Source organism: Streptomyces sp. NPDC033221, from assembly GCF_055577005.1.
On sequence record NZ_JBVIQN010000010.1, the window covers coordinates 66,509 to 88,759 of the forward strand.

At 67.0% G+C, this 22,251-nt stretch carries 18 protein-coding genes; 14 read left to right on the forward strand and 4 right to left on the reverse strand.

All coding sequences use genetic code 11. From position 1 onward, the window contains the following. Nucleotides 1–174 precede the first annotated feature (174 nt). The 7 genes from ACZ53K_RS15605 (at nt 175) to ACZ53K_RS15635 (ending at nt 13,213) form a co-directional block, all read left to right on the forward strand. On the forward strand, nt 175–1,830 hold the full coding sequence (locus ACZ53K_RS15605) for an alpha/beta hydrolase (RefSeq protein ID WP_468836110.1): 1,656 nt from the start codon (nt 175–177) through the stop codon (nt 1,828–1,830). After that, nucleotides 1,827–2,450, forward strand: a complete 624-nt coding sequence (locus ACZ53K_RS15610; protein ID WP_468836112.1) for a hypothetical protein — start codon at nt 1,827–1,829, stop codon at nt 2,448–2,450. Before ACZ53K_RS15605 ends, ACZ53K_RS15610 begins: the two co-directional genes overlap by 4 nt. 1,180 nt (nt 2,451–3,630) lie before the next feature. After that, a complete protein-coding gene (locus ACZ53K_RS15615; protein ID WP_468836115.1) occupies nt 3,631–4,893 on the forward strand; it encodes a helix-turn-helix domain-containing protein in 1,263 nt (420 codons plus the stop codon). Nucleotides 4,894–4,953: 60 nt separating this feature from the next. Continuing rightward, nucleotides 4,954–6,201, forward strand: a complete 1,248-nt coding sequence (locus ACZ53K_RS15620) for a restriction endonuclease-related protein (RefSeq protein WP_468836117.1) — start codon at nt 4,954–4,956, stop codon at nt 6,199–6,201. Further along, nucleotides 6,198–9,512, forward strand: coding sequence for a hypothetical protein (locus ACZ53K_RS15625; protein WP_468836120.1), 3,315 nt, complete (start codon nt 6,198–6,200; stop codon nt 9,510–9,512). Before ACZ53K_RS15620 ends, ACZ53K_RS15625 begins: the two co-directional genes overlap by 4 nt. 15 nt (nt 9,513–9,527) lie before the next feature. Further along, a complete protein-coding gene (locus ACZ53K_RS15630) occupies nt 9,528–12,356 on the forward strand; it encodes an RNaseH domain-containing protein (RefSeq protein ID WP_468836123.1) in 2,829 nt (942 codons plus the stop codon). 293 nt (nt 12,357–12,649) lie between these two features. Next, nucleotides 12,650–13,213 (forward strand): HD domain-containing protein, encoded by a 564-nt coding sequence (locus tag ACZ53K_RS15635; protein WP_468836527.1) that lies wholly within the window; start codon nt 12,650–12,652, stop codon nt 13,211–13,213. Here ACZ53K_RS15635 and ACZ53K_RS15640 read toward each other — a convergent pair. Then, nucleotides 13,201–13,668, reverse strand: coding sequence for an NUDIX hydrolase (locus tag ACZ53K_RS15640; protein WP_468836126.1), 468 nt, complete (start codon nt 13,666–13,668; stop codon nt 13,201–13,203). The two genes, ACZ53K_RS15635 and ACZ53K_RS15640, sit on opposite strands and share 13 nt — an antisense overlap. After that, a complete protein-coding gene (locus ACZ53K_RS15645) occupies nt 13,655–14,428 on the reverse strand; it encodes an XRE family transcriptional regulator (RefSeq protein ID WP_468836128.1) in 774 nt (257 codons plus the stop codon). Before ACZ53K_RS15645 ends, ACZ53K_RS15640 begins: the two co-directional genes overlap by 14 nt. Before the next feature lie 95 nt (nt 14,429–14,523). Between ACZ53K_RS15645 and ACZ53K_RS15650 the strand changes: the two genes are divergently transcribed. The 5 genes from ACZ53K_RS15650 to ACZ53K_RS15670 all read left to right on the forward strand — a co-directional run bounded on the left by ACZ53K_RS15650 (nt 14,524) and on the right by ACZ53K_RS15670 (nt 18,038). Further along, on the forward strand, nt 14,524–15,216 hold the full coding sequence (locus ACZ53K_RS15650) for an HAD family hydrolase (protein WP_468836130.1): 693 nt from the start codon (nt 14,524–14,526) through the stop codon (nt 15,214–15,216). A gap of 109 nt (nt 15,217–15,325) precedes the next feature. Next, nucleotides 15,326–16,228, forward strand: coding sequence for a radical SAM protein (locus ACZ53K_RS15655; RefSeq protein ID WP_468836133.1), 903 nt, complete (start codon nt 15,326–15,328; stop codon nt 16,226–16,228). A gap of 7 nt (nt 16,229–16,235) precedes the next feature. Continuing rightward, complete coding sequence (locus ACZ53K_RS15660; protein ID WP_468836135.1) at nt 16,236–16,862, forward strand: P-loop nucleotide/nucleoside kinase family protein; 627 nt, start codon at nt 16,236–16,238, stop codon at nt 16,860–16,862. After that, nucleotides 16,780–17,436, forward strand: a complete 657-nt coding sequence (locus tag ACZ53K_RS15665; protein WP_468836137.1) for a class I SAM-dependent methyltransferase — start codon at nt 16,780–16,782, stop codon at nt 17,434–17,436. The genes ACZ53K_RS15660 and ACZ53K_RS15665 overlap by 83 nt, the downstream gene beginning before the upstream one ends. A gap of 14 nt (nt 17,437–17,450) precedes the next feature. Continuing rightward, entirely contained in the window at nt 17,451–18,038 is a 588-nt protein-coding gene (locus ACZ53K_RS15670) for a class IV adenylate cyclase (RefSeq protein WP_468836139.1), read from the forward strand. Nucleotides 18,039–18,127: 89 nt separating this feature from the next. Here the strand turns inward: ACZ53K_RS15670 and ACZ53K_RS15675 are convergent, their stop codons facing one another. Then, nucleotides 18,128–19,009, reverse strand: coding sequence for a hypothetical protein (locus tag ACZ53K_RS15675; protein ID WP_468836142.1), 882 nt, complete (start codon nt 19,007–19,009; stop codon nt 18,128–18,130). Nucleotides 19,010–19,207: 198 nt separating this feature from the next. On the opposite strand from ACZ53K_RS15675, the gene ACZ53K_RS15680 reads away from it, so the two are divergent. After that, nucleotides 19,208–20,143, forward strand: a complete 936-nt coding sequence (locus ACZ53K_RS15680) for a hypothetical protein (protein WP_468836144.1) — start codon at nt 19,208–19,210, stop codon at nt 20,141–20,143. A 48-nt stretch (nt 20,144–20,191) separates the two neighbouring features. Continuing rightward, nucleotides 20,192–21,718, forward strand: coding sequence for an amino acid permease (locus tag ACZ53K_RS15685; protein ID WP_468836530.1), 1,527 nt, complete (start codon nt 20,192–20,194; stop codon nt 21,716–21,718). A gap of 149 nt (nt 21,719–21,867) precedes the next feature. Here ACZ53K_RS15685 and ACZ53K_RS15690 read toward each other — a convergent pair whose 3' ends face one another. Continuing rightward, nucleotides 21,868–22,251, reverse strand: coding sequence for a hypothetical protein (locus tag ACZ53K_RS15690; RefSeq protein WP_468836147.1), 384 nt, complete (start codon nt 22,249–22,251; stop codon nt 21,868–21,870).

Consider the following 22,251-nt stretch of genomic DNA (forward strand, 5'->3'; position numbering starts at 1 on the left):
GCGACCGGGCCTGTTCACAGTTACCTCCACAGTCACTGTCACACCCACCGGCCCCTTCCCACCCACCACCCACCCACCCGGACCCTTCATGACCGCCCGGATTTCTCATGACACCGACACGGGAAACCGTCCCGACGGGGGAAAGCGCAAGTGAGTTCCATATACGCACGCCTCTTGAAGCAGGATCTCTCCGACTTCGAGGAATCGGCCGCGGCGTGGCGAAAGCTGTCCACCACCATGGACACGCTCAACGACCAGCACCGCTCCAAGGTGACCGGGCCGCTGCACGCCCAGTGGGAGGGTGACGACGCCAACGCGGCGCTCTTCTTCCTCGAAGACCTGGAGAAACGTTTCGGGATCGTCCGTACGGAGGCGATGGCCATCGCCGAAGTCATCACCGTCGCGCACGCCAAGTTCCAAGCGGCCCAGAAGAGCCTGCGCGACAGCGTGAAGGGCGCCGAGGCCGAGGGCTTCGTCGTGGGGGACGACGGCAAGCTGTCGCCGTCGGCGAGCCAGAAGGAGGCCACAGCCGGTGACGACACCCAGGCCCAGGCCGACCGGGCCTCCCTCTCCATGCTGATGGACACGTACCAGCGGGACATCGACATCGCCCTCGACGACGCCAAGGAGGCCGACGAAGAGGCCGCCAAGGGCCTCGGTGTCCTCGACGGCGACATCCTCCAGGGCAACATCGACGACTCCGCGGGCGAGGCCCGGGACGACGTCGCCCAACTGGGCAAGAAGATGGACCTGCTGGCCGCCCCCGTCGCGCCGGAGGACCCCAAGGAAGCCGCCAAGTGGTGGAACGACCTCACGCCGGACCAGCGCGCCTCCCTGGCCGCTCTCCACCCGGAGGTGATCGGCAAGACCGACGGCCTGCCCTCCAACGTCCGTGACGACGCCAACCGGCTCGCCCTGGAGCAGGAGCTGAGCGGGATGGAGAACTACGAGTACCACGACAAGTACTCCACCGACGATTACAACAAGCGCCTCAACAACCTCCAGACGCTGCAGCGCGAAATGGACAAGCGGGACGGCGAGACCGGCCGCAAGGAGCTCTTCCTGCTCGACTTCGACCCCAAGGGCGACGGCAAGGCCGTGATCGCCCAGGGGAATCCCGACACGGCGGACAACGTCGCCGTCCAGGTGCCCGGCACCGACACCACCATGGAGTCCACCGGCGGACAGCTCGACCGCATCGACAAGCTCCAGCGCGCCGCCATGCGCGAAGACCCGACGGCGAGCACGTCGACGGTCTACTGGCTCGGCTACGACACCCCGGAGATACCCGTCTCCCAGGCCGCGAACCTCTCCGTCGCCGGCACCGGCCGGGCCGAGGACGCCGCACCGGACCTGCGGAACTTCACCCACGGACTGCGCGCCTCCCACCAGGGCGAACCGGCGCACCTCACCGTGCTCGGCCACAGCTACGGCTCCACCGTGGTCGGCGCCGCCGCCGCGCACGACGGGGGCCTGGGCGCCGACGACATCGCCGTGGTCGGCAGCCCCGGCATGACCGTACGGAACGCGGACGAGCTCAACATCGACCCCGACCACGTCTATGTCGGCCGGGCGGAGGACGACGGCATCAAGTGGGCCGCCGGCGCGACCCTCGGCTCGGACCCCGCCATCACGGACATGTTCGGCGGGCACCGGTTCAAGGTCGACACCGAGGGGCACAGCGGCTACTGGGACGAGACGAAGGACGGCCCCAGCCAGAGCCTCGCCAACCAGGGGAAGATCATCGCCGGCTCCTCGCCGACCCCCGCCCCCAAGGAACCGGTCGGCGACCCGAACCGCCCGAACGTCCCGCTGGGACCCCACCCGTGAGCCGCGGCCCGTCCTCCGACGCGCCCCGGACGGGCGGCGGTCTGTCCTCCGACGCGCCCGTACGCCGCAGCCGCAGACCGTTCTCCCGCCCCCTGCTCGCCCTGTCCCTCCTGTCCCTCCTGTTCACCGGAGCCTGCGTGTCCCAGCCGTCCGACCGCGCCGACCAGCCGTCCGACAACATCAACGCCCCCCTGCCGCGCAAGAGCCGGGAAGACGCCCTCAACTGGGCCAAGAGCTACACCTCGACCATGGCGCACTACGCCGAGGTGACGATCGCCGACAGCCCCGGACCGTTCACCGACTTCGAGTCCTGCGTCGGCAAGAACGACGAGGTGGCCGAAGACGGCCGCTTCAGCCTCACGTACACCGTGTACGCCCACCTGCCCCGCGCACAGCACATCGCGGCCGTACGGAAGCTGCGCGCGGCCCTGAAGGACCACGGCGTCAACGTCTCCGACTACACGGAGGAGGCGGAGGCCCAGAAGGTGACCCTCTACGGCAAGCAGCCCACCGAAAAGTTCCTGATCATCGCCGACACGGTGAAGCCCCCGAACACCCTGCGCCTCTCCGTCAGCACGTCCTGCTTCCTCCCGCCGGGGGCGAAGCAGCAGCAGTTCTGACGGCCGTCCCGCCGGCAGACCGGGCCCGTCCGGAAGCGCAACCGCTTCCGGGCGGGCTTCCGGACGGCCTTCCAGCCGGGCGCGGCACTCGCGTGTGACCGACCCCACGCCCAGGACACGGCCGCCCGGGAGGCGCCCCGGCGGTCGACCGAACCGGAAGCCGCTGGAAGCCGCTCCGGAACGCGACGAAGGCCCCCACCGCGGACGGTAGGGGCCTTCGACGTAGTGCCCGGTGAGGCACTGGCGGAGGATACGAGATTCGAACTCGTGAGGGGTTGCCCCCAACACGCTTTCCAAGTCTTCGTCTGCGGGTTCGGTGGGGGACAGGGGTGTCCTGGCCTGGGGCGGGCCGGGGAGCAAGGTGGGCGGCGAACGGCGCTGGACGGGGGCGAATGAGACCAAAACTGAGACCAGAGAAACTGGCCCTTTCCGATGGTCAGAGACTCGCGCGGGCACGGTGGGGAGTCCCGGTTCCCTCAGATGTCCGGTTGTTCTAGGAGCGGCCGATGTCCAGGTCCAGAAGCTTGGGTAGCGGCATGCCGCTGTTCCAGAAGCCCAGGTGATCGATGTCGACGAGCGCTAGTTGGTGCCTGCAGGCGAAGACGAAGGCTGGCTTGGTGAGGCGTCGGCTCCGTGTCGGAGCGGACGGTGGCGTTGAACGTTTGAAAGCCCCGGCTGCCGATCGAGCGATGTCTCGCATACCGCTTGCACTGGGTCGCGATCTTGCATCGGCGTCCAGACCATCGGCGCTGTTGACGCGCTGGACGCGGTGCAGCCTCCCGTCGGGACAGCTCGGCTATGTACACCACAAGCTTTCGGTCGACCATCACCCACACCGTGTCCAATGATCGGCGGGCCTGTACGCGGTCCTGCTCCGCGAGCCGCGCCCGCTCGGCCCGTGTCTCGCGTTGCCCGACGCGTACAAGGCCGTGATGACAGCCACCCCGGCCAGCACCAACAGCACCGTTCCCATACTCGGCCCTCCCTATCTCGGCTGCCGACATGTCCTACGTCCCCACCCCGTCGTGGGTCTATCCGGCCGACCGATGCTTCTTGTCCACTGCGGTGACGGCATCCAGGGGCCCAGCGCATGGCCTGTACGTGTGGGCGACACAGAGAAGGGTTACCAGCGACGCTAGATGCCTTTGCCATGAAGTCTTCATTGCAGTTTTATGGAGACATGCCACTGCCCAAGCGCATGATCACACCCGGACGCCTCGCGGCGCTGCGTGAGCAGGCAGGATTGTCGAAGGCTGAACTTGCCCGGCGAATCGGTGTGTCGACGCGCATGGTGTTCTTCTATGAGGAGGGCAGGCACACGCCGACTCCGCAGCGGCTGCAGAAGATGGCCGAGGCGCTGCGCTGCGATGTGGAGGAGCTCACCGGGGTCCGCCGGGGTGAGGAAGGGCTCGTCGACCTGCGTTTCGCTGCCGGCCTGCCGCTCGACCGGGCAGTCGAGCTATTGCGCAGGACATCCGTCGGGCGTGACCTCTGTCTGTCTGCGCCGCGGCTCTCCGCTCTGGAACAGGGACGTCCCGTACGTGGCCGGAACTGGCGGGACCACGACGTGGTGGGACGACTTCCCGCCGCTCTGGCCAAGATCTATGGCGTGCCGGTGCGCATGGTGGTGGACGCCTGGATGCGTACCCGCCCCGACGAGCCGGCGCCGGTGCGGCCGAGGCGACGGGCCCCGAGGGCACCGAGCGGGTCGGCTGACGCTGCCTGGCGGTCGTTGAACGAGCGGCAGCGGGTCTACCTCGGCGAAGTCCTGCGTGATGAGCGCATGACGGAGACGGAGATGTGGATGCGCAGGGTCCACCATCTGCCGGTGCCGCGGCCTGCGGAGTGGCGCAAGCTGCCTCTCGCTCTGCGTGCACCAGCACGCGTCGTGGGCTATACGCGGTTGCAGGAGCGATTGCGTTACACGGGCGTTCACGATCCCGGAGCCGGTGCGACCGTGCATGCTCTGGAACGCCGCGGGCTGTTGGTGACCAGCACTGATGTAGTGCGCCACCCGGTAGCAGGCGAGGTGACCAGGGTGCGGGTGGAGATGACGAGGCGGGGTAGGGCAGCCGCTCGCGTGGGGCTGGGGGAGTCCGCGGAGCAGCAGCCCGATATGCCGCTGCTGTCCGAGTGGCTGTGGGGCGTCTTGGCCCGGGTGGCCAGGGCGGGCCCGGACGGTCTGGAGGGAGACACACTGTCCGGCCGGGCGCCGTTCTACCTGGGTGTCGGTTACAAGAGTAAGTCGGCAGGGCGGCCGAGTCGCGGATTCATCGACGAGGTGCCGGTGCTCGCGGCCGACGGGAGCCACGTCGTCGGTTATCGGTGGAAGCTGACCCCGGTGGGTCTGCGGCACGCAGTCGAGTACCTGGACGAGTACCGTCAGCGATACCCCCGGGTCGATCTCACAGGCTTCACGCTAATCGCTGACGGTGACTCGTAATACGTCTTTGCCTTAAGTCGCCAGGCGGATTGTCAGTGGTGGCTTCTACCCTCTGGACTCATGGAGAACGCGACGAACGATGATGTTCGGCCGGTCGATGAGATCTGGGTGAAGTCCCTCGTGGCGCGCTCGGTGCTGCGTGCCGCCGACGCGGTGACGGCCCCCGGTGTGAAGCCCTCCTCCCGTCTCGGGACGCTGATGGAGTGCCATGGTGCGCTGTTGGCTGCGCGTGGTCCGGGAAGCGAGCTGTCCTTCGCTGACTTCCGGCGTCAGGTGCGCGGTGATCCCTCCCGGCTCTTGCCCGAGGGCGTTCCCGGGTGGGACGTCGACGAACTGCGCGCGGTCGATTCCGACGGGCACGTCACGGAAGACGCATTCGACATCGACGCGGAGCAGCGTCTGGTGCTTCGTGTCCTGCAAAAGAGGGGCCGGGGCGCCGGTCTGATCAGTGCGCGTGACTTGGATGACGAGGTTGCGCAGGAGACGGCCTTCGCTCAGTTGTGCAAGGCGGGTAACCAGAAGGTCTACGAGAGCGGACGTACCGACCTGATCCGCTACCCGGCGGGCCCGGTGAGCGAACTGAATGAACTGCGACTGCCTCCGCTGATCGTGGATCTGTACGGGGACATCCCCTACGCCTCGACGTACCGGGGCTGGTGGTTCGCGTGTCCGGTGTGCCGGTGGCCGATGCGCGTTGCGTTGCGCCATGAGGCGGGTCGGCAGATCGGTGTGGTCGCCTGCTGGCACAGGCCGCATCAGGAGATGGGCGCTTCCTACCGCTTCCGCCCTGTCGAGGGGATTGTGCCGCCCGAACTATTGCCGGAACCACCTCCGCCACCCCCGCTTGGCCGGGAAGCCGTCCTCTGGCCCGACCTGGAGATCGTCCCGGAGGCGAGACCCGTCGAGGGACACAAGGCCCTGGTCCGGGGTGTGTGGCGGTACACCTGCGTCCCTGGGCTGGCGGAGCTGGCCCTGCGGGACCGGTTGGTCGAGTGTGGCCTCAAGGTGGAGATGTGGCCCGCCCTGGATGCCTACGACCTTCGTGTGCATGTCGGGCGCAAGCGAGCCCGGAAGGAGGAGGAACTCCGCGTGGATGTGAAGGACTACACCTCGGGCACCGCGCTCGCGCAGCTGATCCACGCGCAGGAAGGCGACAGCGGCGGAGCGGAGTGGCTGGTGGTTCCGGACCACCGGGCCACCCAGGTGCCCCTTCTGTCGGGGGTGGGGGAGAAGTATGGATTGAAAGTGACTACCGCGTCCGAGTTCGGTGAGATGGTTTGTGAGCGTTCGGGGGTGGCCTGGTCGTGACCCGGTCGCCTTCCGCAGAGAGGACAGCCCTGTGCGCCGCGCTCGCACTGGCCGCCCATTACTTTCCCGACACGTCCGTGGGCGGCGATGCGCCCGCCGCCCCCTTCCGCAAAGCGGCCTTCCTGCTGACCGGGCAGTTCCGGGCGTGGGACCGATGGCCGGAACTGACGAGCGAGGAACGCCGCCGCATCGTCGACGTGTTTCGCAACGCCCCCGGCAGGCTCGGCGACGTACGGAACTTCACCCCGGCCGCCCGCGCACTTCTCGCGGCTTTCGGCGAAGAGAACCCTGGTGAACCACAGCAACTGCTCACCTTCGAGCCTGTGGGCGGTGATCCGCTCACCGCCGAGGCGGCTGTTCCTCGGGTCGGCGGTGACCTGCTGGCCTACGTCGACCGCCAGATCGCCCGGTACCGGCGGCCCAGTGCGCGGCCGAAGCCCCCCGAGTTCGCCGGCCCCGGAACCTGGAAGACGGGAGAAATCTACGTACCCCAGGTCGGACAGGTGCACGGCCGGCTGACGATCCCCACCTATCCGGGCTTCACCGAAGCGTTTGGCCACGACCGCCTGCCGCACGTCGACTCCGCGTCCCCGTTGGACAACCCCCGCATTCCCACGGAGAACCTGCTCGAACTGGCCGCGCAGATCGAGAGCGGCGAGCCGGAGGAGAAGCGCTACCTCCACGCCACGCTCAAGGGCCTGTTCTCCGTCCTGCAGACGTCCGACTCCGTCAGCCCGCAGGAAGCGCTGCGGATGACGGCGGGCGGCCTGGAGATCTTTCACGCCCCTACCGGGACAGGCAAAAGCGTCCTGGTGCGCGTCCTGGCTGCCTGGTTCGCCCAGCAGGGCCACCGGGTGACCATCGTGCTGCCCGACATCAAGGCGTGCCTGGCCACCACCCGCAAGATCCGGTCCGACTTGCACGTCCTGCAGGACCTCGGCGTCATCGAGCATGAGACCGGCTGCGCGCACCTGATGTCGTCCTCCGGCATGCACGAGCGCGCGCACAAGCTGGCCCGGCTCATCGACGAGGATCCGCAGGCACCTGGGGAGTGGGGTGAGAGCGGCGAACGAGACGTGGATCCGCTCTCCTACGGCTGCGCCCAGCGACCGCTGCTGGAGTCCAGCGCCGACTACCCGCCTGGCCGGGAGCCCTGTCTGTCCCTGTACCGACAAGGCGTGGGCGCATCTGCCTGCCCCTGGATTCCCACCTGTGGCAAATTCGCCCCTGTCTACGAAGCCTGCTCGGCGCACGTGGTCGTGACGAACCACTTCGCCTTCCTTCAGGGCAACCTGCGCATCGGCGTGAACCTCGACGGACGGCCCGTCCACGGGGTGAGCGTTGCCGAGTTCGCGTTGCGCACCTGCCACGCCGTCCTTGTCGACGAGGTCGACCAGTTCCAGTCGAGAGCGGTGGACCGATGCGCCGGCGAGGTCGTCCTGCACTCGCGACGGCACTGGACGGCGGTACCGCAGGAGATGGACACGGACGCGAAGAGACTGCCGATCTCGGACGAGGCAGACCTACTGTCGTCGGTCGGCCAGGTACGGCTGATGGCGGAGTTCCTGCTGCTCGCCGTGTGCAGCAACGCGCTGCGCCTGGACGTCTTGGACGACGAGCGCGCCGTGAATCGTGTTCCGGACCGGACCGGGCTGCGCTGGCACCTGGCCCGCGGCCGCGATCGGCAGCTGATCCGCCTGCTCTGGCCGGACCTGGACACTTCAGCAGAAGCCGACCTTCCAGCTGACCTAGCCCAGCGTCTCCAGGGTCTCATGCCCGCCCGTTACCTACAGCCACGTGTCGCGGAGACCGATCCGACGGAGGTGGGCTGGGACGAGGTGCGCCGGGCCTTGGAGGCATTGGTGGCCCCGCGCGGCCAACGGTTGCTGGACGCGGTGAAGCTCGATCTACATCAGCTGCTGGAGTCACGGGTGAAGGACCCGCACCGGCGTGCCCAGGCGGTCAACCTTCTCGTCACCCGGGCGACCATGACAGAGCTGGACGAAGCGCTCTCCGAACTGCGGACCTGCGCTCAGCACCACCGCCCCTCCGGGCTCCGCTCTGCGCAACGAATCGCGGAAACGCTCAGCCCGAGTGCCGTCTCGGCCGTCCTTCCGCTTGGCCTGCTGGGGCGCTCCCTCACGGGTTACCGGGTGACCGGCCTCGATGACAGGGAACGCAGCGCTGAACTCGTCGCGCAGAGCATCGCCGGTGACCCGCACACCTTCACTGCCGAGCTGGGCGGCCTCGTCTCACTCTGCCTGGCCGGAGTCGAGCGCCCTGTCATGGGGCTGTCCGCCACGGCCTACTTCCCCCAGGCGGTGCGTGAGCACGTCCATGCACCTGTGCGATGGTGGATGACCGACGCCCAGGCACGATCGATCCGCGCCCGACGCCACCGCATCGAGTACGGCGAGGGCCACCCCCTGTACGGCGAGCCGATCAAAATCTCGGGCCAGCACCCCAGCCGCAAGAAGGGAGCCTTGATCGAGCTCGGCACGCAGCTGTTCGACCAGTACATTCACCGGGAGCTGGAGCGACAGCGAGCCAAGGACAAGGACCGCGCGCACGTCCTGGTCGTGGCCAACTCCTACCAACAGTGCGCCTGGCTCGCCCGCGGCATCGCCCAGGCTGGCACCTACCGCGAAGGGCTCTGCGTCGCCGTACGGGACGGCGACCGGCACAGCCCTGACCCGGACCTACCCAGGGAGAACATCGCCACCAGGCTCACGGCCGAGCAATTTGAGGACTTCCCCCAACACGGCAACGTACTGGTCGTCCCCCTGTCTCTCATCGCTCGCGGCCTGAACATCGTCGTTGGAATCCGCTCCGCGGTGCGCTCGGTCTACCTCTGTGTCCGTCCTCTGGCGCTGTTCGCCGAACCCGCAGAGATGTACGCCAGCGTCAACGCCGCCGGACTCCACGCACTCCCGGAGGGCGGCGCGGCCGATCCCGAGGACGCGCTGGAGGAGGCACGCTCCGCCGCGTGGCAGCGGCTCGAACTGATCCTTCGCGCAGCCCCCCAGTTCACCTCGATGCCCAAGTCCTTGCAGGAAGAGGTGGTCGCGGGCGTTGTCGTTGACCTGATCCAGCTGGCCGGGCGGGCCCGCCGGGGCGGCACCGAGGCTGTCCTGCACCTGGTCGACTACGCCTTCCACGAAGACACCTGGAGCTCCGACCTGGAAACCGTCCTGCGCCGCATCCACGAACAATGGCCGCCCGCGGTGAAGCGGCAGATGAACGATCTGTACGGGGAAGCTCTGAACGCCTTCCTCTCCTACGCCGGCATCGACCCGACCCTCACCCACTGAAAGAAGAAGAGACGAGTGAACAACCAGATCCTTGAGCCGGGCAAGTACCTGCACACTCTCGCCTACCGATGCACTCCCGGCCTGGTGGGGGAAACGACGGTCCACGTGCGCCGGCTGGACGCGGAGACCCGCAAGCTGTGGAGCACCTTCAACGGCCAGTGCAAGAAACGCTTCGGCAAGGAGGAGGCCCAGGCGCCGTACACCATCGCCACGACCGTTCTCCAGGTCATCACTGGTGGATACGTGCACTTCGAACCCACGGGCGCATCACCATTCCTGGTATCCCGGCAGCCGATCGACAGTGGCCTCCTATCCAAAGCCTTCACCCTGACCCACGGCCTCGCTCTCGGCGAGCAGATCGAGACGATCGACCTACGACGGCCGCCTGAGCTCGCTATGCGTATCGCGCAGACTCCTGAGCAGGTATTCGCTCTGCGAGAGCACCTGGCAGGGGCGAAGGGAGAGCAGCCGGATGCCCCGAACTGGGTGTACAAGAGCGTGGGCTGGGGACTGGCGGATCGCCTCGCAGGCGTTCCCTTCCAGCTTTCCAACGGACGTGAGATCACCCTGCGCCCCGACATCACGGGCGGTCTGGTCGCTCTGGACGATCCCTGGGAGAACGAGGGGGGCGGTCGCTACGCCGTGTGCCGCACATCGGTGCGCCTGAAGACGTTGCCGAACGTGCACCATCCTGTACTGCTCCTGGACGCGCGCGTCTCCCGCATCTCCTCCTCGCTGATCTTCAGCTCCACAGCTCTGGCCGTCCAGCACGGCAAGGGCCACCCGGTCCTGGAAGTCAAGCTCAACGGGCGCGGCGGTGCGAAGACGGTCCCTCGGCAGGCACTGCAAGCGCTTGGCCGGCTCAAGATGGACTACTCGATTCTGCAGACCATCGCCGACCGCTCCGAGCGCGAGCAAAAAGTCCACGAGCGGGCCAGGGCCTTCAAGGAAAAGCTGCAGTTCCCCCGCGAACATCCTGGCCAGGTCTGGCCCATCCCCGCGAAGAACTACCAGCACCCCATCGGAACCGGCGTCGGCATGCACCACCTGCGGCTTTTGCGCGCCCATGCGGAAGCTGTCTTCGGGGGCGAGGCACAGCACCTGTCTATGCGCCAGTCCGCGATGACCTTGCCCCGTCGCCCTACCGACCCTGAGAAGGTTTCGGCCCAGGAATTGAAGCGCCGCAAGGAGGAGCGGGAACGGACCGGCAGCAAGGAACCGCTGCGCCCGTGTGGAAGCCTCTTCCCGTCGGCGCAGTCGCTTTGCACCTCCGTGGACGAGGCCGGTTTCAAGAAGCTCCGCGTCGTCTGCCTGTGGTACCGAGACGAGACCCGGCAGCGGATGCTGCAGACGTTCTGCCGCGCATTCGGGCTCGACCCTGTCGGCCTGGACACCAAAGAAGGCGACGAGCTCGATCTCTACCAGGACCGCATCTCGGCCGTCTTCCACTACGCGCCGGGCTTCCTGCGGCCAGGTCATGGGCGGGACCGAGCGGAGGCCGTGGGGACGGTTGCCGCCTCGCTCAGATCACGCGACGGCGTCCTGATCGGCGCCTGGTGCGAGACCGAATTCCCCAACAGCGACGACTTCCCCGACGTCGAAGCCCGTGACCTGACCGACCTGGACGCCAAACCGCAGACAAAGGCTGTCCTGGCCCGCCTCGACGTCCCGTCGCAGTACCTGGTGGGGCGCGGGAAGGAGGGAGTCGTCGAGCCGGGAGGCGAGGACCACCCGGCACAGATGGCGCTGCTCGACCTGTACCGCTCGCTCGGAATCACCGACGAGCGGATCTCCAACGCCCTCCAGGGCAAGTCTGACTTCCCAGTGGATCAGACGGCACATGTCGGGGTGCATGTGCGGCAGCAGAATCGCCGTTACGGCGAGAGGGGCGAGCCCAAGGTCGTCATTACGGCCACCGCACTGGTCCCGCCGCAGACCCCGGAGGGGGCATGGTCGCTGCTGGGCTGGAGCTCCACGGCCCCCGTGTGGCGGCCTTACTGCTCGGCTCAGAACGCCTTCCATACTCAGCCGTACCCCGAGCCCTCCGCCGACATGACGAGTTACCGACAGAAGTGGGACGGTGCCGCCGACATGGTGGAACGCGCTCTCGGCGACCTTGCCGACGAACTGGACGGAGTGCCGTACACGGTCACAGTGGACGCACAGTCCGCACGACGGATGTGGGACGGCCTGCAGAATCTGCGTCTCGGGGAACAGCGAGGGCAGGCAGCAAACGACGACGACCGAAACCGGAGCCGATACCGACTTCCTGGGGCACGACTCGGCGCGGACGCCCCGCTGGCCGTCATCCGCCTCAACACAGAGGACGACGAGGTACCCCAGCCCGTCAGCGTGACCCACATGGGCAAGAAGGAAGGCGCCGAACCGGTCGACAAAGACACCTCGACGCTGCTCTTCGAAGTCGACACAGACTTCGGCACGCCGGTATGGCTGCTGTGCAACGTCCCTCGCGGCTACGACGGCAACGGCGCCGGCCGGCTGGGCTCCAAGCGCACCCGGTGGGAAGCGGAGCAGTCCGTGCAATCGGAAGACCGCTCGAAGCGCCGCAAAGGCGAGATGCCACAGAACTTCTACGCCATGACGGCAACAGAAATCCTCCCCATCGGAGGCCCGTCCGACGAGGCACGTGAGGCGCTGGCAGCCATGACCGCCCGCCTGTGTCACCAGACTCTCTTCTGGTCCGACCGTGCCCGTTACCCGGTGCCGCTGCACGCGGCACGGCAGATGGACCTCGATCACCCGCAGTACCGGCGCGAGGTAGTCGATGCTGAGCCGGGGAGCGGGGGCGAAGAGGAAGAGGAAGAGGGAGAGGCCATGGGATAGGCGGACAGTGCGATGAGGGGTGCGGATGATGGAGCCGCCGACTCCGTCATCCGCGTGGTCCGACGAAGTGGCCTGATCCAGCCCCCGTCGCAGAGCCAGGCAGGTGGCTCTGCGACGGGGGTAGACGTGTCAGTTACTGCAGCCGCTCAGGTGCCCTGACGGGCGGCTGCAGAGGATACGAATGTGACTTCGCGTACGAGGGCACGATGGAAACCGTAAGCAGCAGCCAAGTGCACTCGTGCCGGGCCTCGGCGTGGGACTGGTTCGGTCTCCTGCCGGGCATGGAGCAGGCCATGGACGAATCGATAGTGGCTTGGGCGAGGCGGGTGGCGGAGACGGAGCTCAGCGACGTGCTTCCCCGGCGGTGGGCGCATTCGCAGGGTGTTGCTGCTCGTGCGGCGTGGCTCAGGCAGGTTCTGGGAGGTGACGCCGACTTGCTGGTTTCCGCCGCGATCTTGCATGACGTGGGATACGCGCCTCGCCTGGCAGCGACGGGTTTTCATCCGCTCGACGGGGCGCGCTTCCTCCGGGATGAGCACGGTGCGGACGAGCGGCTGGTGCGGTTGGTGGCGAACCATTCGTTTGCGCTGCTGGAAGCCGAGGAGCGTGGGTTGCGAGATGTGCTGGAGCGGGAGTTCCCGTTGCTGGGAGAGCCGTGTCTCGTAGACGCGCTCGTGTATTGCGACATGACAACGACACCCGACGGCGAACAGACCACAGTCGAGGAGCGTGTCGCGGAGATCGTGGGCCGCTACGGGGCTGACAGCCTGGTGGGGCGGTTCATTCGTCGGGCGTCACCCGAGATCTTCGCGGTGGTGGAGCGGGTGGAAGCGGCGTCGGCGGCTCAGCCGAGATAGGGATACGTGCCGGCGAGGTAGTCGCCGATCTGTTGGCGCATGCTGGCGTGGATGTCGTACTGGTCCAGGTCAGCAGGTTGGACGAAGCGGACGCCGTCGGCCTCGTCGTTAATCGTGGGAGCGCCGCCCACCGGTCGGCCGATGTAGGTGTTCTCGTACTGCTGCCGGATCTCGCCGTCGGTATAGGCGACGATGTGGTTCGGGTTGGTGTAGACGCCGAGGAAGCCGGTTACTTCCGCGATGATGCCGGTCTCTTCCAGGCATTCGCGTACTGCGCACTGGGCGGCGGTCTCGCCGATGTCCTGGGCGCCACCGGGCAGGGCCCACTGCCCGGTGTCGCGGCGGCGCTGGAGGAGAATCGCTCCGTTGTCGTCCACCACGAGCAAGTTGCTGGCTGGGATAAGGGTGTTCGCCTTCGGGGCGGTCGGGTCGTTGTAGTACTCAGTCCTGCCCATGTGCGGCGTTCCCCTCCTGGTTGGGAGCCCATGGCCGCGCGGCGGCCCAGACGGCTTCGAAGCTTTGAGCGTAGTTGTCGAACCAACCCGTGTCGTCGACTCTTTTGAGATGCAGGAGGGGATTGGCGCTGGCTGGCTGCCCCCAGACGTGTGGGTTGACCAGCAGGTGGTCGTCGTAGCGAAAGAGTGAGGTGTAGAGCGTGGTGTCGTGCAGCCGTACCTCGCAACCGTCCGCGGACAGCAGCGGACGGTAGTAGGTGAGGGAGGCGCGGATCTTGGCAGCAAGGGTGTCGCCGATGCCTTCCTCGCGCCCCCGAATGACGACGGACTGGCCCCCCGGGTCACCGAAACACAGTCGGACACGGACGCCGTCGGCAGCGCGTTCGGCGAGCATCTTGGTGACGTGCGGATTGGACTGGGCGAAGAAGGTGCCGGAGAAGACCAACACGCCGATTTGTTTCCTGGCCTCCCGGAGGAGGGTGAGCCACGTGTCCCGGGGAACGCTGGCCCGGTTCTGATAGGTGCCGACCAGCTCACTGCCTACCGCCGCGGCGGGCTTGCTTCTTCGTGGCCGCGGGGCAGGCCAGAGGAAGGACTCCTCCACTCTCAGGTGCCCGGCGACGCGGAATCGATGACGTGGGTGGGGTACGCGTCCACCGAGCCAGCGCCCGACGGTCTTGGGGTCCACCTCGCAAATCTCGGCGAGCGACTCAGGTGAGACGCCGCGCTGGGCGAGTACGGTGTGCAGCCGATCGTTCACAGGCGCTATGGAAGCGGTGCTGGCAGGGGTCCGGCAAGGACGTTTTGGGACGCCTCCGTGGGCCGGGGAAGGGCAGGGATCCTTAGGCTGACGCCATGCAGCTCACTGTCCTATGGGATATCGACCACACGCTGATCGAAAATGCCGGCGTCAGCAAGGAGATCTATGCCGCCGCGTTCTCGGCCCTCGTGGGTAGCCCGCCGGTGGGGCCGGCTCGGACGGAGGGCAGGACGGACCGCCTGATCATGCGTGGGATGTTCCGGCAACACGGAGTGGCGGAGCCTGACTGGCCCGTTGTTGAGGATGCACTCACCCGTGCAGGCGAGGAGCGTGAAGACGATCTTCGCCGTCGGGGGAGTGTGTTGCCGGGAGTGCGCAAAGCGCTAACGGCTGCGGCGGAGCGTCACGACTGGGTGTCGTCGGTTCTGACGGGCAACATCGCGACCAATGCCCGAGTGAAGCTTTCTGCCTTCGGTCTCGATTCGCTGTTGGACCTTCCGGTTGGAGCCTACGGTGCCGATGCTGAACGTAGGCCCGACCTCGTAGCCGTCGCGTGCGAACGGGCCCGGCTCCTGCGAGGCGTGCGCAAGGATGTGCCCGTAGTACTGGTGGGAGATACTCCGCGCGACGTGGAGGCGGCCGTGGCGGCCGGTGCCGAGATCATCGCTGTCGCCTCCGGTATCCACAGTGCTGAAGAGCTGGCTGCGGCCAACGCGTCCGTGGTGCTTCCCGATCTCTCGGATACAGCGCGAGTGATCGCGCTTCTGGACGCCTTCGCGGCACGCTGAAAACGTCCCAGGACGTTTCCGGGAGCGTCCGTATACGCGGTGATGCGGTCCCAGTCCCCTCGGCCACGATCAGAGCTCTGACGAGACGACTGGCCGAGGGGGTCCATACGTGATCGGAGAAGTCACCGGGATCCGCAGGATCCGGATGCTGTACTTGCAGCTGCTGTATCGCTGCAACTTCGAGTGCCTGCACTGCTTTCACGGAACGAGACTCCAGCAGGCTGATGCTTTCACCTCCGAGCAGGCCATCAACCTGCTCACCCTCATGCGAGAGGAGTACGACACTGATGCCGTAACGCTTCTCGGCGGCGAGCCCTTCGTTTACAAGGGCCTCGCCCGCGTCGTCCGGTACGCCAAGCAGGAGCTGGGGCTCCGGGTGGAGATTTGCACCAACGGTTACAGGATCGAGCGCCGCCTGACCGAGATCGCCCCGTACGTGGACCTGCTGCGGGTCTCGCTTGAGGGCATCGGTTCGACCAACGATCACATCCGCAAGGCGGGCAGCTATCAGAGCGCGCTGGCCTCCCTCGATCTGGCACGGGGGCTCGGTGTCGCCACCGGGGCGACCATGACGGTCACCTCCCGCAACATCAATGAGGTGCTGTCCCTGGCCCGCATTCTCCAGGACCTCGGCGCACGCCAGCTCAAGCTGCACTGCCTACGGCCCGTCGGCCACGCCGCCGACCGCCCCGAACTCCTGGTCACCGACCCCACCGCGTATACACGCCTGCGCGAGCAGCTCCAAAACGCCCAGCTGGCCATCGAGGTAGTCGTTGACGAGGACCTGTCCGAACACAGCGTCCCCGAGCGCTGCCTTCATTCGGATGGCCCGGTAGAGATCGAACGGATCGAAGCCGACCCACGTGGCGCACTGACCATGTCCTGCAAAGCCGTCGGCAAAGACTCGCATGCCTTCTGGTACGACAAACACGGCGATCACATCGTTCACCGCCCTTCCCCCACTGACGAGCTCACCCTCGCCGTGCCGGACGTGGTGTACGCCCGTGTCTGAGCGGCCGATGTTCGAAAGCATCGAGGGCCTGCGGGGCACCGGCAAGTCGACCATCGCTCCCATGCTGGCCGACGCCCGGAAAGCCGTCTTGGTCCCGACCGTGCCGACCTTCTACCAGCCGCTGCGGCGGGAGGTGGACAGAGGGGAAAGCGTCGAGGCTCGAATGTGCTTCTACCTTTCCGCACTGTTCACCGCGGCAGCCGAAATACGTCGGCACCTGTCCGCAGGTACCCCGATCGTCGTGGAGAGCTACTTCGCTCGCTGCCTGGCCAATCACCGTGCTCTCGGCGCGGGCCTTGGCGTCACGCTGCCTGCCGATCTGCCACAGCCGGTCACCTACCACCTGGTGTGTGCGGAAGGCGAACGTCGGCGCCGCCTTGCCGAGCGGGACAAGCATGCCTCACGTTGGGACGCCCTGGCCGAGGCTGCCTCGGGCCACATCGTCGATGCCTACTCCTTGTTCCCCATGCACCGCGTGGACACCACCGACCGCTGTCCCGACGAGGTTCTCCAGGCGATCCTCACCACCAACGTCCAAGGAGTGCACGCCCGTGCAGACGCAGAGCTTGTGGGAGCACACCCTCACCTTCTTCCCCCAATTCCTTGCCACGCTGAGGGAGCACAGTGCGCCTGACGCCACCGTCACCGTGGTCGGCGCCAGCGATGGCAAGTTCATTTTGCCGCTGGCCGCCGCCGGCTACCGGGTCATCGCCGTAGAGCGCGACCCGATCGCTTTGCACGGCGGCGAGGTCCGGCTCCCGGGGAACGAGCGGGCGCAGGCGTTGGGCCTGAACGATCGGCTCAAGCTGGAGGAACTGTACGACCGCGTGCGGATCGTAGAGAAAGACTTTCTCACTGGCGAACCCCTGGACGTGCACTGCGACGCCATATGGACGAGCTGCTCGTGGCACTACAGTGCCAACCACCAGCTTCCGCTCGCCGAGTTCGTCAGCCGTATGCAGTGCTTGGTGCGCCCTGGCGGCCTGTTCGGAGCAGAGTTCATGATGCCTGTCGAGCAGCGCCACTACCTGGTCGAGCACTACACGTCCCCCGAAAAGCTCCGCCGTTACTTCAGCGGTGACTGGGACGTCCTGCTTACGCTGCGGACGACCGAGTTCATCGAGCGGGCGCACGTCGGACAGCTCCAGGACCACACCCACCGCATGGGGTTGCTGCTGGCAGCCCGCACACCCACCTTCCACCTCTAAGGAAAGTAGGACTGATGAAGCACGAGTACGAGGCGAAGTTCCTGGCAATCGATGTCGCTGGCCTCCAGGACAAGCTCACCAGGCTGGGGGCCGTCCAGGCATTCCCCCGCACTCTCCTCACCCGCAAGATCTTCGAGAACGACGCTCTCGACGGCGGCGCCTGGCTCCGCCTGCGCGACGAGGGCACCCGCTCCACGCTCACCCTTAAGCAGGTAACCGACTCCACCACGATCGACGGCACCACCGAGATCGAGACCGAGATCGCCGACCTGCACGCCATGGCGGACATCCTCCGCCGGCTCGGTCTCCGCGAGGTTCGCTACCAGGAGAACTACCGCGAGGAGTGGCGCTTGGGCGAGGTCGCCTTTGACTTCGACACCTGGCCCGATCTCCCCACGTTCATCGAGATCGAGGGCCCCGATGAGGCGTCCGTCCGACAGGCCGCGACCCTACTCGGACTCGACTACGCCGAAGCCAGGTTCGGCAGCGTTGACGAGATCTACAAGAGCGAGGCCGATCGGGACATCCTCACCGAGCCCACCCTTCTCTTCCCGGATCCTGCGAAGGTCGAGACCGCTCCCAGTGTTGTTCAGGCCGAGTGACTCGCAGGTGCCGTAGTCACCGGCACTGACAATTGATGGGCGCCTTGGTCACCTAGGTCGATATGTGGGCTGTTCCCGAGTGCAGTGCCTCATTCGGACCCGGACCGCGATCCGCCCGCTTGAAGCTGCCGGATGACTTGCTCTGCCGTCCGGCGCGCGGGCTCCAAGCGAGGATCCTGTGGGTGAGCGTCCGGTCCGAGCATCTTCGAGCATACGAACAGCGTCATCAGCTTGCCGTCCCGGCTTTCGAAGGCGTGGCGCCGTTCGCGGCGTACGCGATCGGCCAGGGCGGGGACGGCGAGGGAGCTTGCCCATAGAGAGGCGGCATCCAGGCCGCGTGGTGCATTGCCCCAGTCCTCCCAGTCGAAGAGGGAGAACGTCGGTGCGGTCATGTTGGCCCAGTTCAGGTCCGCGTGGGCTGGCACCCATCGCTTGACGGTCGTGTCGAGGCCGTCGGCGGGGGAGAGGCTGCGGATGGCTTCGGTGACGAGCTCCTGCGTGATGGTGACGGTGTCGGGTGTGGCGACGCGGTGGGTGTCCTGGGCCGCGAGCGCATCCAGTGAGGCGTTGAACGCCTGCCACCACGCATCCCGCAGCTCCGGGTCTCGGCTGAGGACCGCGGTGCCGATGGGCGGTCCCGGCAGGAGCTCGGCCTCGTCGGCCCGCCACATCGCACCTTCGTCCGGGGACTGCCAGACCACACAGCCTCGCCAGGTGGGCTGGGCGATGCCCTGTAGTCGCGCGGCGCACTCGGTGCCGTTCCAACCCTGCACACCGATCTTGTCGAGCCCGCGCCTCTCGATACGGATCCATGTCCGTCGGTCCGTCCGCGCTCCGACCGAGCGGCGTTTACGTACCACCGTGTCCCGGTCCAGCTCGACCTGAAGGGATTGCTCTACGTGAGCGAGAACGATGTCCACCGGTTCAACTCGCAAGTCAACGGCGCGCGCCGAGGGTGCCGAGAGCGTCACGCGGGCGACCGTAGCACCGCCTTACCACAGCTCATGCCGGCTCCGGCCAGTGTGATGAGCCCCAGCCGTGCAGGCCAGGCGGGGCCGATCCGGCGTGATCTGCGTACGGACCGCGGCTGAGGCCGCCCGTGGCGCTGTGACGGCTGTCGTGGCGAGCCGGCAGGTAGCCGGCGCGGCTGCTCGCTGGGGCGGCAGGAGGTGAGGTCCGGACTTGCTCTCGACAGGCATCCGGCGCGGGATGACCAGGTGCTGCGGCGCGTCCTGGATGACGCTGCGATGGGCCGGTGGGAGGGCCCGCGGGATCTGCTGGTCGCCACCGGTGAGGACTGGGACCGCCGGATCTTTCGTCTTCAGGTCCTCGCCGAGGCCGGGGCGCGGCTGAGGTTCGCTGACACCTGGGCGAAGGCCGAGCCGCGCTCACCGCACGCCCTCGCTCTGCTGGCGAACGTGCAGGCGCTGCGCGCGATGATCGCCGGCGGCCGTGGTGGTGGCGGCCGGACGCTGATGGAGGAGGCGTGGGCCACCTGTCGTACCGCGCTGGAGGTGTGGCCGCAGGACGTATCTCCCCTGGTGGTCATGCTCGCGCTGCTGCGTACCCACGCCCCGGACCGGACGACGCTCGGCTGGGTATGGAAGGAGATCAAGCAGCGCGACCCGTGGAACCGCGAGGCGCACCACGAGGTCGTCACCTTCCTGTTCTCCCGCAATCACGGCCAGCAAGGCGAGGCGGCGTGGTGGGCTGATGAGCAGGCATCCACCGCTCCCCAGGGGCTGCCGATCGCCGTCCTTCCCTTGGTCGTTCTGGCGGAGGCGCACCGCTTGCGGCAGGAGCTGAACCCGCGCACGTACGGGCTGACCGTCCACCCGTGGGTCGACTGCCCGCAGATCGACCCGGTGCTGGAGCGGTGGTGGCGCTATCGCGCGGTGCACCCGCACGCCTGCTTCGCCGACGACGCCAACTACCTCGCGCACGCTTTGGCGTTCGCCAACCGCCACAGCGAGGCCCTGGAGGTCTTCGACGCGATCGGCCCCTACGCCACCGAGGTCCCCTGGTCCTATTGCGGCCCGGCCCACGACCTGTTCCTGCGCCACCGTGCCTGGGCCTACAGCCCACCCCGGCGCCGGCGCCCCTGACCTTTCGACCCACCCTTTTCCCGTAAGAAGGACGGAATCCCTGTGCCTTTGGATGTCTCCCGCGTCTCCGACGAGGAACGCCTCAAGCAGCTCGGATACCAGCAGACGCTGTCCCGCTCGATGTCCGGCCGCGCGAACTTCGGCGTCAGCTTCACGATCATCTCGGTCCTGTCCGGCTGCATGACCCTCTACGGCTACGGCCTGATCACCGGCGGCCCAGCGATGATCATGTGGGGGTGGCTGTTCGTCGGCCTCATGACGCTCTTCGTCGGGCTGGCCATGGCGGAGGTCTGCTCGGCCTACCCGACCAGCGCGGGCCTGTACTTCTGGGCCCACCGCATGGCCCCGAAGCGGTCGGCGGCGGCGTGGGCGTGGTTCACCGGCTGGTTCAACACCCTCGGCCAGATAGCCGTGACCGCGGGCGTCGACTTCGGCGCCGCCACCTTCCTCAACGCCTTACTGGACCTTCAGTACGGCTACGCCGCCACCCCCGGACACACCATCACGCTGTTCGCACTCATCCTCATCCTGCACGGGGTGCTGAACACCTTCGGCGTGCGCATCGTCGCCTTCCTCAACGAGGTGTCCATCTGGTGGCACATCCTCGGCGTGATCGTCATCTGCGGCGCCCTGGTCCTGGTATCCGGCCATCATCAGCCGACCGGCTTCGTCTTCGGTGAGTTCGTCAACCACACCGGCTTCTCGTCCAGCGTGTACGTGGTGCTGCTCGGGCTGCTGATGGCGCAGTACACCTTCACCGGCTATGACGCCTCCGCCCATATGACCGAGGAGACCATCGACGCCTCCACCGCCGGCCCCAACGGGATCGTCCGCTCGATCCTCGTCTCCCTCGCAGCCGGGTTCGTCCTCCTGTTCGGCTTCACCTACGCCATCCAGTCCTACGACGGTGCCCTCGCCTCGGCCACCGGGGTGCCCCCGGCCCAGATCCTCATGGACGCGCTGGGCGCGGCGGCGGGTAAGTGGCTCCTGCTCGTCATCATCGTGGCCCAGCTGTTCTGCGGCATGGCGTCGGTGACCGCGAACTCCCGCATGATCTACGCCTTCTCCCGCGACGGCGCCCTGCCCTTTTCCACCACCTGGCACCAGCTCAACCCCGGCACCCGCACCCCCACCAACGCCGTCTGGCTCGCCACCGGCGGCGCCTTCGCCCTGGGCCTGCCCTACCTGTGGAACAGCACCGCGTACGCGGCCGTCACCTCCATCGCAACCATCGGCCTCTACATCGCCTACGTGATCCCGACCTACCTGCGGCTGCGCCAGGGCAACCGCTTCGAGCGCGGCCCCTGGCACCTGGGCTCCTGGTCCACCACCGTCGGCACAATCGCGGTCGGATGGGTCGTGGTGATCACGGTGCTGTTCATGCTGCCCCAGAGCGCCCCGATCACCCTCAAGACCTTCAACTATGCACCGATCGCCGTCGGCGTCGTCGCGGCCTTCTGCGGCACCTGGTGGCTCCTCTCGGCCCGCACGTGGTTCCTCGACCCCACCCACCCGCGCAACGCCAATCCAGACGCGGGACGGGCCCAAGGTCAAAAGAGGGCTGCACAACCGTAGGCAGCCCCGGAACGGCTGAGTCCGATCAGCGAGCGCAGTCCCGAGTGCCGGCTAAACCGTAAGGCTTATCAAGAGGTTTACTGACGTGACGAAGGGGCCTTTCACGGCAGGTGAAGAGCCCCTTCGTGGATACTTATGGAATCGCGCCGTCACATGACTTCAGGTAGTTCGCTAGCCAGATTGATCAATTGTCCCTCGGGCACGTCCGGAAGGCGATACCCGTGCTCGCGAATGCGAGCCAGGAAGTCTTTCGATAGCTGGATGTGGTATTTCCGGAGGTAGAAACTAAGATCTGCCCTCCAGACCCACTCGCCGTCGGTAGCGATGGACTCACCGCTGAGGATTCGCTGGTCAGAACCAAGGACATCCCCGACAGCTCCCATCGCCAAGAACAAATCTTTGCCGTTCTCTAGGTAGGCGAGAATGCGGGCCTCGTCCGGCTCGCCGACCTCGCGGGTGAAGTCCTTGATCGTCCCGTCCGGGATCCCTGCGTGCTCCGGCCAAAATTCCTCGAAATGTCCGAGAATCCTCAT